At 61.2% G+C, this 9,042-nt stretch carries 7 protein-coding genes and 1 pseudogene; 7 read left to right on the top strand and 1 reads right to left on the bottom strand.

The genetic code is table 11. From position 1 onward, the window contains the following. The 7 genes and pseudogenes from ACIPL0_RS29495 to glmS all read left to right on the top strand — a co-directional run. Positions 1-262, top strand: a pseudogene (locus ACIPL0_RS29495) (F0F1 ATP synthase subunit alpha); the annotation flags it as partial. A 50-nt stretch (positions 263-312) separates the two neighbouring features. Further along, on the top strand, positions 313-1,173 hold the full coding sequence (atpG, locus tag ACIPL0_RS29490; RefSeq protein WP_400731753.1) for a F0F1 ATP synthase subunit gamma: 861 nt from the start codon (positions 313-315) through the stop codon (positions 1,171-1,173). A 28-nt stretch (positions 1,174-1,201) separates the two neighbouring features. Further along, complete coding sequence (gene atpD, locus ACIPL0_RS29485; protein WP_400731752.1) at positions 1,202-2,578, top strand: F0F1 ATP synthase subunit beta; 1,377 nt, start codon at positions 1,202-1,204, stop codon at positions 2,576-2,578. A 44-nt stretch (positions 2,579-2,622) separates the two neighbouring features. Next, on the top strand, positions 2,623-3,048 hold the full coding sequence (locus ACIPL0_RS29480) for a F0F1 ATP synthase subunit epsilon (protein ID WP_081564627.1): 426 nt from the start codon (positions 2,623-2,625) through the stop codon (positions 3,046-3,048). A gap of 126 nt (positions 3,049-3,174) precedes the next feature. Beyond that, a complete protein-coding gene (glmU, locus tag ACIPL0_RS29475; protein WP_400602453.1) occupies positions 3,175-4,539 on the top strand; it encodes a bifunctional UDP-N-acetylglucosamine diphosphorylase/glucosamine-1-phosphate N-acetyltransferase GlmU in 1,365 nt (454 codons plus the stop codon). A gap of 282 nt (positions 4,540-4,821) precedes the next feature. After that, positions 4,822-5,589: a DeoR/GlpR family DNA-binding transcription regulator gene (locus tag ACIPL0_RS29470; RefSeq protein WP_400602455.1), complete on the top strand. Its 768-nt coding sequence runs from the start codon at positions 4,822-4,824 to the stop codon at positions 5,587-5,589. Positions 5,590-5,598: 9 nt separating this feature from the next. Further along, complete coding sequence (glmS, locus tag ACIPL0_RS29465; RefSeq protein ID WP_400602457.1) at positions 5,599-7,434, top strand: glutamine--fructose-6-phosphate transaminase (isomerizing); 1,836 nt, start codon at positions 5,599-5,601, stop codon at positions 7,432-7,434. An 82-nt stretch (positions 7,435-7,516) separates the two neighbouring features. On the opposite strand, the gene ACIPL0_RS29460 is transcribed toward glmS, so the two are convergent. After that, positions 7,517-9,040 carry an ArnT family glycosyltransferase gene (locus ACIPL0_RS29460; RefSeq protein ID WP_400602458.1) on the bottom strand — a complete coding sequence of 508 codons (1,524 nt, stop codon included), beginning with the start codon at positions 9,038-9,040 and terminating at the stop codon, positions 7,517-7,519. Positions 9,041-9,042 lie beyond the last annotated feature (2 nt).

The raw sequence follows: 9,042 nt of genomic DNA, 5'->3' as shown, positions 1-9,042 counted from the left end.
TACCGAGCTGATGAAGCAGAAGCAATACGCGCCAATGTCGATCGCCGACATGTCGCTGTCGCTGTATGCCGCTGAGCGTGGGTTCCTGACTGACGTCGAAATCGCCAAGATCGGCAGCTTCGAACAAGCGCTGATTGCTTACTTCAACCGCGATCACGCCGATTTGATGGCGAAGATCAACGTGAAGGGTGACTTCAATGACGAAATCGATTCTGGCCTGAAAGCCGGCATCGAGAAGTTCAAGGCCACCCAAACCTGGTAAGCCGCAGCGGGAGTCGCGAGGCTCCCGCTTGCTAACCTGATAGGTGTTACATGGCAGGCGCAAAAGAGATTCGCAGCAAGATTGCGAGCATCAAAAGCACGCAAAAGATCACCAGCGCCATGGAAAAAGTGGCGGTCAGCAAAATGCGCAAGGCTCAAATGCGCATGGCTGCTAGCCGTCCTTACGCGGAGCGCATCCGCCAGGTGATTGGTCATCTTGCCAACGCCAACCCGGAATACCGTCACCCGTTCATGATCGACCGCGAAGTCAAGCGCGTCGGTTACATCGTGGTGAGCAGTGACCGTGGTTTGTGTGGTGGCTTGAATACCAACCTGTTCAAGGCCCTGGTCAAGGACATGGCGAAGAACCGTGAAAACGGTGTAGAGATCGATCTGTGCGTGATCGGCAGCAAAGGTGCGGCGTTTTTCCGCAACTTCGGCGGTAACGTCGTCGCTGCGATCAGCCACCTGGGCGAAGAGCCGTCGATCAATGATCTGATCGGCAGCGTCAAGGTGATGCTGGATGCCTACCTGGAGGGCCGTATTGACCGCCTGTCCGTGGTATCCAACAAGTTCGTCAACACCATGACCCAGCAACCAACGGTCGAGCAACTGGTTCCGTTGGTAGCAACCCCGGATCAAGAACTCAAGCACCACTGGGACTACCTGTACGAACCCGACGCTAAAGAGCTGCTGGACGGCTTGATGGTGCGTTACGTGGAGTCGCAGGTCTACCAGGCGGTGGTCGAGAACAACGCAGCTGAACAAGCCGCGCGGATGATCGCAATGAAGAACGCCACTGACAACGCCGGTGACCTGATCAGCGATTTGCAGCTGATCTACAACAAGGCGCGTCAGGCAGCGATCACCCAAGAGATCTCGGAAATCGTCGGCGGCGCTGCCGCGGTTTAACGGTTCAAATATTCAGAGGATCCAGCTAATGAGTAGCGGACGTATCGTTCAAATCATCGGCGCCGTGATCGACGTGGAATTTCCACGCGACAGCGTACCGAGCATCTACAACGCGCTGAAAGTACAAGGCGCGGAAACCACTCTGGAAGTTCAGCAGCAGCTGGGCGACGGCGTGGTTCGTACCATTGCGATGGGTTCCACCGAAGGCCTGAAGCGCGGTCTGGACGTTGTCGACACCAATGCAGCCATCTCCGTGCCGGTCGGCAAGGGCACCCTGGGCCGCATCATGGACGTCCTCGGCAACCCGATCGACGAAGCCGGTCCAATCGACACCGAAGAGCGTTGGGGCATTCACCGTGCCGCACCTTCCTTCGCTGAACAGGCAGGCGGCAACGACCTGCTGGAAACCGGCATCAAGGTTATCGACCTGGTTTGCCCGTTCGCCAAGGGCGGTAAAGTCGGTCTGTTCGGTGGTGCCGGTGTCGGCAAGACCGTAAACATGATGGAACTGATCCGTAACATCGCCATCGAGCACAGCGGTTATTCCGTGTTCGCCGGTGTGGGTGAGCGTACTCGTGAGGGTAACGACTTCTACCACGAGATGAAGGATTCCAACGTTCTGGACAAGGTTGCCCTGGTATACGGCCAGATGAACGAGCCGCCGGGAAACCGTCTGCGCGTTGCTCTGACCGGCCTGACCATGGCCGAGAAGTTCCGTGACGAAGGTAACGACGTTCTGCTGTTCGTCGACAACATCTACCGTTACACCCTGGCCGGTACCGAAGTATCCGCACTGCTGGGCCGTATGCCTTCGGCAGTAGGTTACCAGCCGACCCTGGCTGAAGAGATGGGCGTGCTGCAAGAGCGCATCACTTCGACCAAGCAAGGTTCGATCACCTCGATCCAGGCCGTATACGTACCTGCGGACGACCTGACCGACCCGTCGCCAGCGACCACCTTCGCCCACTTGGACGCCACCGTCGTTCTGTCCCGTGACATCGCTTCCCTGGGTATCTACCCGGCGGTTGACCCACTGGACTCGACTTCGCGCCAGCTGGACCCGAACGTGATCGGTACCGAACACTACGAAACCGCTCGCGGTGTTCAGTACGTTCTGCAGCGCTACAAAGAGCTGAAGGACATCATCGCGATCCTGGGTATGGACGAGCTGTCCGAAACCGACAAGCAACTGGTTGCCCGTGCTCGTAAGATCCAGCGCTTCCTGTCGCAGCCGTTCTTCGTGGCTGAAGTCTTCACCGGTGCTTCGGGTAAATACGTTTCCCTGAAAGACACCATTGCTGGCTTCAAAGGCATCCTCAACGGTGACTACGACCACCTGCCAGAACAAGCGTTCTACATGGTCGGCGGCATCGAAGAAGCGATCGAGAAAGCCAAGAAACTGTAATCCAGGCGCCCGGCAACGGGCGCTCATCAGGTTGAGGCAGGCAAATGGCTATGACAGTCCATTGCGATATCGTCAGCGCGGAAGGAGAGATTTTCTCCGGTCTGGTCGAGATGGTGATTGCGCACGGTAACCTGGGTGATATCGGTATCGCTCCGGGCCACGCGCCTCTGATCACCGATCTGAAACCGGGTCCGATCCGCCTGATCAAGCAGGGTGGAGAAGCCGAGGTGTTTTACATCTCCGGTGGTTTCCTCGAGGTTCAACCGAACATGGTCAAAGTGCTTGCCGATACCGTGCAACGCGCTGCTGACCTGGACGAAGCCTCTGCTCTGGAAGCCGTCAAGGCTGCCGAGCGTGCCCTGAACGAAAAGGGCGCAGATTTCGATTACGGATCTGCTGCTGCACGTCTGGCGGAAGCCGCAGCCCAGCTGCGCACCGTTCAGCAAATTCGCAAGAAGTTCGGCGGCTAACGCTGGCAGCTTCTGCGCGATTGAGTAAAAGGGTAGCCTCGGCTACCCTTTTTCTTTTTTCGGCCCCTTGTTCCGAATCACCCGCCCGGCCTTGATGGCTGTGGCTCGCTCGCCTGGAATCCCTTCATGTCTCTCGATATCGTCATTCTCGCCGCAGGTCAGGGCACCCGGATGCGTTCGGCTCTGCCGAAGGTGCTGCACCCGGTCGCCGGCAACTCCATGCTCGGTCACGTTATCCACAGCGCGCGCCAGCTTTCCCCGCAAGGCATTCATGTGGTGATTGGCCATGGCGCCGACCTGGTGCGTGAGCGTCTGGCCGCAGATGACCTGAACTTCGTGCTGCAGGACAAGCAACTGGGCACCGGTCACGCCGTGGCTCAAGCGCTGCCGGTGCTGAGTGCCGATACCGTGCTGATCCTGTATGGCGATGTCCCGCTGATCGAAGTGGAAACCCTGAATCGCCTGCTGACGTTGGTGAATGATCAACAGCTGGGCCTGCTGACCGTCAACCTCGACGATCCGACCGGCTACGGCCGCATCGTCCGTGACGCGCAGAACCGGGTGAGCGCCATCGTCGAGCACAAGGACGCCAGCGAAGCGCAGAAAGCCATCAAGGAAGGCAACACCGGGATTCTCGCCGTGCCGGGCAAGCGTCTGGCTGACTGGCTGGGCCGGCTGTCCAACAACAATGCGCAGGGCGAGTATTACCTGACCGACGTCATCGCTATGGCGGTGAACGATGGGCTGACCGTCGCCACCGCACAGCCGCTGGACGCCATGGAAGTGCAGGGCGCCAACGACCGCAAACAACTGGCCGAGTTGGAGCGCCACTATCAACTGCGTGAAGCACGCCGCCTGATGGCCTTGGGCGTGACCCTGCGCGATCCGGCGCGTTTCGATGTGCGTGGCGAAGTCACTGCTGGCCGCGACGTGATGATCGATATCAACGTCATCCTCGAAGGGCAGGTCATCATCGAAGACGACGTTTCCATTGGCCCGAACTGCGTGATCAAGGACAGCACCCTGCGCAAGGGCGCGATCATCAAGGCCAACAGCCATCTGGAAGGTGCGATTGTCGGTGAAGCGGCCGATGCCGGCCCGTTCGCCCGCCTGCGTCCGGGCAGCGTGCTGGAGGCGCGGGCCCATGTGGGTAACTTCGTCGAGTTGAAGAACGCGCACATGGGCGAAGGCGCCAAGGCCGGTCACCTGACCTACCTGGGCGACGCCGTGATCGGTGCGCGCACCAACATCGGCGCCGGCACCATCACCTGCAACTACGACGGCGCCAACAAGCACAAGACGGTGCTGGGCGAAGACGTGTTCATCGGCTCCAACAACTCGCTGGTGGCGCCTGTGAATATCTCTACCGGTGCCACGACAGCCGCCGGTTCCACCATCAATCAGGACGTGGCCACCGAACAACTGGCCGTGGCCCGCGCCCGCCAGCGCAACATCGACGGCTGGAAACGCCCGGTGAAGGTCAAGAAGTAAGGTTATCCACAATCCTGTGGTTGGCTAACCCTGATCGCGCGTTGTCCCGCGATCCCTGTAGGAGCTGGCTTGTCCTGCGACCGGCGACGTAGTCGTCGTAAAATCGGTCAATGCGTTGTACCTGACACGGCCAATGCATACGGTTTTACGACTGCTTCGCAGCCGGTCGCAGGACAAGCCAGCTCCTACAAGGGTGCCGATTTCTTCGCCAGCCCTTGACTAACATCTTTCGATACGCTTTCATTCGCTTCGTTATCTTTCGAAACGAAACTTAAGGCAAGCATGTCGAAACGTAATACCCCCCAACGTCGCCACAACATCCTTGCGCTGCTCAACGAGCAGGGCGAAGTCAGTGTCGACGAACTGGCCAGACGTTTCGAAACCTCCGAAGTGACGGTTCGTAAAGATTTGGCGGCGTTGGAGAGCAATGGCCTGCTGCTGCGCCGTTACGGTGGCGCAGTGCCGATGCCGCAGGAATTGATCGGCGAGTCCGGCCAGTCCGTTTCCCCTTATAAACAGGCGATTGCCCGTGCCGCCGTGGCGCGGATTCGCGAGCATGCGCGGATCATCATCGACAGTGGCAGCACCACCGCCGCGATGATTCCGCAACTGGGCCTGCAACCCGGCCTGGTGGTCATGACCAACTCGCTGCATGTCGCCAACGCCCTTGGCGAGCTGGAGCATGAGCCGGTGCTGTTGATGACCGGTGGAACCTGGGACCCGCACTCCGAGTCTTTCCAGGGCCAGGTCGCCGAGCAAGTGCTGCGTTCCTATGATTTCGACCAGCTGTTCATCGGTGCCGATGGCATCGATCTGACCCGTGGCACCACGACGTTCAACGAATTGCTGGGCTTGAGTCGGGTCATGGCTGAAGTCGCCCGCGAAGTGATCGTGATGGTCGAGGCCGACAAGGTCGGGCGCAAGATTCCCAATCTGGAGCTGCCGTGGAGCAGCGTCCATACCCTTATCACCGATGATCGCCTGCCCGCTGAGGCTCGCGAACAAATTCAGGCTCGCGGCGTGACATTGATCTGCGCCGCTGTTTCCTAGGAGAAGACCATGTGTGGAATCGTCGGCGCCGTCGCTGAACGTAATGTCACTGCCATCCTGCTGGAGGGCCTCAAGCGCCTCGAATACCGCGGCTACGACAGTGCCGGTGTGGCGCTGTTCAGCAACGCCGGGGTGCTCGAACGCCGCCGCCGTGTCGGCAAGGTCAACGAGCTGGAGCAGTCGCTGGCCGGCGAGCCGCTGGTAGGCCGTCTGGGTATCGCTCACACACGCTGGGCCACCCACGGCGCGCCGGTCGAGCACAACGCCCACCCGCATTTCTCCAGCGGCGAGCTGGCAGTTGTCCACAACGGCATCATCGAGAACCACGAGCCGCTGCGTGAACGCCTGAAAGGCCTCGGCTACTTGTTCACTTCCGACACCGACACCGAAGTCATCGTCCACCTGCTGCACCACAAATTGCAGGACACCCCGGATCTGACCGTCGCCCTGAAAGCCACAGTCAAGGAACTGCACGGTGCCTACGGTCTGGCGGTGATCAGCGCCAAACAACCGGACCGTCTGGTTGCGGCCCGCAGCGGTAGCCCGCTGGTGGTCGGCCTGGGTCTGGGCGAGAACTTCCTCGCCTCCGACCAATTGGCCCTGCGTCAGGTCACTGACCGCTTCATGTACCTGGAAGAGGGCGATATCGCCGAGATCCGCCGTGACAGCGTGCAGATCTGGACCGCCGATGGCGCGCCGGTCGAGCGCGAGGTGGTGCAGTACCGCGAAGGCGCTGAAGCTGCCGACAAGGGCGAGTTCCGCCACTTCATGCTCAAGGAAATCCACGAGCAGCCAAAAGTGGTGCAACGCACCCTGGAAAACCGCCTCGGTCAGCAACAGGTGCTGGTGCAAGCGTTCGGTCCACAGGCCGCCGAGCTGTTCGCCAAAGTGCGTAACGTGCAGATCGTCGCCTGCGGCACCAGCTACCACGCCGGTATGGTTGCCCGTTACTGGCTGGAAGGACTGGCCGGCATTCCGTGCCAGGTCGAAGTCGCCAGCGAATTCCGCTATCGCAAAGTCGTCGTCCAGCCGGACACCCTGTTCGTGTCGATCTCCCAGTCCGGTGAAACCGCCGACACCCTGGCCGCGCTGCGCAACGCCAAGGAGCTGGGCTTCCTCGCCAGCCTGGCGATCTGCAACGTCAGCATCAGCTCGCTGGTACGTGAGTCGGACCTGACCCTGCTGACCCAGGCCGGCCCGGAAATCGGCGTGGCATCGACCAAGGCCTTCACCACCCAGCTGGTGGCGCTGATGCTGCTGACCCTGTCGCTGGGTCAGGTCAAAGGCACCCTGGCTGACGGCGTCGAAGCCGCGCTGGTGGAAGAACTGCGCCGCCTGCCGACCCGTCTGGGCGAAGCGCTGGCGATGGACAGCACAGTGGAAAAGGTCGCCGAGCTGTTCGCCGAGAAGAACCACACCCTGTTCCTCGGCCGTGGTGCGCAATTCCCGGTGGCGATGGAAGGTGCCCTGAAGCTCAAGGAAATCTCCTACATCCACGCCGAAGCCTACCCGGCCGGCGAGCTCAAACACGGCCCGCTGGCGCTGGTCGACAGCGACATGCCGGTGGTCACCGTGGCGCCGAACAACGAACTGCTGGAAAAGCTCAAGTCCAACCTGCAGGAAGTTCGCGCCCGTGGTGGCGAGCTGGTGGTCTTCGCCGACGAACAGGCCGGCCTGAACAATGGCGAGGGCACCCACGTCATTTCGATGCCGCACATCATCGACGAGCTGACCCCGATCCTCTACACCATCCCGCTGCAGCTGCTGTCGTACTACGTCGCCGTGCTCAAGGGCACCGACGTCGACCAGCCGCGTAACCTCGCAAAATCGGTGACTGTGGAATAAGTTATCCACAAGCTGGTGATGTGACGCTCAACCTTCAAACCCGCCCCGCAGGTCACAACCTGCGGGGCGGGTTTGTTTTGGCTCAACGCGCAGCCACATGCCAGGCAAAGCGGTACACGTTCTCCGGCTGTTCCGGTCGGCAACGGCCGTTGTCGGCGTCGGCACCTACCACGAACCAGTCGGCGCGGGATGTCGAACCCAGCGCGTGGGCTTTGCTCGGGTCGAAGCAGTTCGCCAACTCCGTTTCGGGCACCAGCGCATAGGCATTCGGGTGCAGTTGCAGCCAGCCGGCTGCCTGCTCGACGGTGGAGTGGCGGGTGAAGCCGAAGTGCACCAGTGGCTGCCGGGCATAGAGCCAATGGCCCTCGCGCCAGTTGACGAGCACGAGGTCGGCGCCACCGGTCAGTTCTGCCGCTTCAGCCATCAGGTCTTGATGGGGGTTGTTGCCTTCTTGCAGCGGTTCGATGAAACCGCGGCTGAACCACAGGCAGAACCACAGCACGGCGACGCCGGCAAAAATCCGCTGTGCCATCCGGCGCTGGCCGAACCAGCGCTTGAGCAGCCACGGCACCAGCGGCGCCGCCACCAGCGCCAGTCCTGGCAGTGCCGGATAGATGTACAACTTGCGTTTGCCGGTGGACAGGCAGAAGAACAACACGACCATCAGCACCCAGCCCAGCAGGACCAGGGTGCGGCCATCCTGTTTGAGCAATTGTCGACGCCACGCCGGGATCAGCCAGGGCAGGGCGAAGACCAGCGGCAACCAGTACTTGGGGATGACGTTGACGAAGAAATACCAGAACGGCTCGCGATGATCCCAGGCGTTGGCGTAGCGATTGGCGGTCTGATGCAGGAGGATTTCCTTGATGTAGGCCAGCCCGTCCGGGCTGCCGTCCCGCACCACCGAGATGACCATCGGCGCCAGCCACACGCAGCAAGCGGCGAGCACCACCAGCAGGCCCAGCGCCCAGCGTCCGGCCTGTCCGGGCATCGGCACCACCCCGCGCCAGCCTTTGCGCACGGCGTAGGCGTAAGGGATCAGCATCAGGGCCGGCAAAAAGCCCACGCCCTTGCTGATGATGCCCAGGCCCATGGCCGCGCAACCGGCATAGAACCAGCCCCACGCCGGGCCCAGCAGCAGGTGCCTGACCATCCCGTAGAAACCCAGTGCCACCCACAGGCAGAGAAAACTGTCGATCTGTCCTGTGCGCAGGACGGAGTAGGTCTGGTAGGTCGCCAGAAACAGCAAGGCCGCGTTGCGCCCTGTCCGGCGGTTCCACAGGCGTCGTCCCAGGTCGTAAAGCACCGCCGTCGCGGTCGCTGCCGACAGAATGCCGGGCAGGTACAGCGCAATGTTGGGGCTGCCAGTGAGCCAGGTGAAAAACGCGATCGTCCACATGAACAGTGGCGGCTTGTCGGCGTAAATCTCGGCGGCGCGGTAGGGCACGAACCAGTTGCCGCTTTGCAGCATTTCCAGCGCTACGCCCAGAAAGCGCTCTTCATCGACGTTCTGTGGCAGACGCAGGCCCAGCCCGGCGCCGACCAGGATCACGGCCAGCAGTACCAGAAACAGGCCTTCACGGCGGGGGGGCAAGAACACTCGCACGG

Origin of the sequence: Pseudomonas sp. NPDC090208, from assembly GCF_044746785.1 — a bacterium.
Classification (GTDB): Bacteria; Pseudomonadota; Gammaproteobacteria; order Pseudomonadales; family Pseudomonadaceae; genus Aquipseudomonas.
This window is presented reverse-complemented; position numbering and strand designations above follow the sequence as displayed.

What these genes read in the sequence shown, in the direction of transcription:
- glmS (WP_400602457.1), top strand. Translation starts at nt 5,599, where the DNA reads ATGTGTGGAATCGTCGGCGCCGTCGCTGAACGTAATGTCACTGCCATC.
- atpD (WP_400731752.1), top strand. Translation starts at nt 1,202, where the DNA reads ATGAGTAGCGGACGTATCGTTCAAATCATCGGCGCCGTGATCGACGTG.
- atpG (WP_400731753.1), top strand. Translation starts at nt 313, where the DNA reads ATGGCAGGCGCAAAAGAGATTCGCAGCAAGATTGCGAGCATCAAAAGC.
- ACIPL0_RS29470 (WP_400602455.1), top strand. Translation starts at nt 4,822, where the DNA reads ATGTCGAAACGTAATACCCCCCAACGTCGCCACAACATCCTTGCGCTG.
- glmU (WP_400602453.1), top strand. Translation starts at nt 3,175, where the DNA reads ATGTCTCTCGATATCGTCATTCTCGCCGCAGGTCAGGGCACCCGGATG.
- ACIPL0_RS29480 (WP_081564627.1), top strand. Translation starts at nt 2,623, where the DNA reads ATGGCTATGACAGTCCATTGCGATATCGTCAGCGCGGAAGGAGAGATT.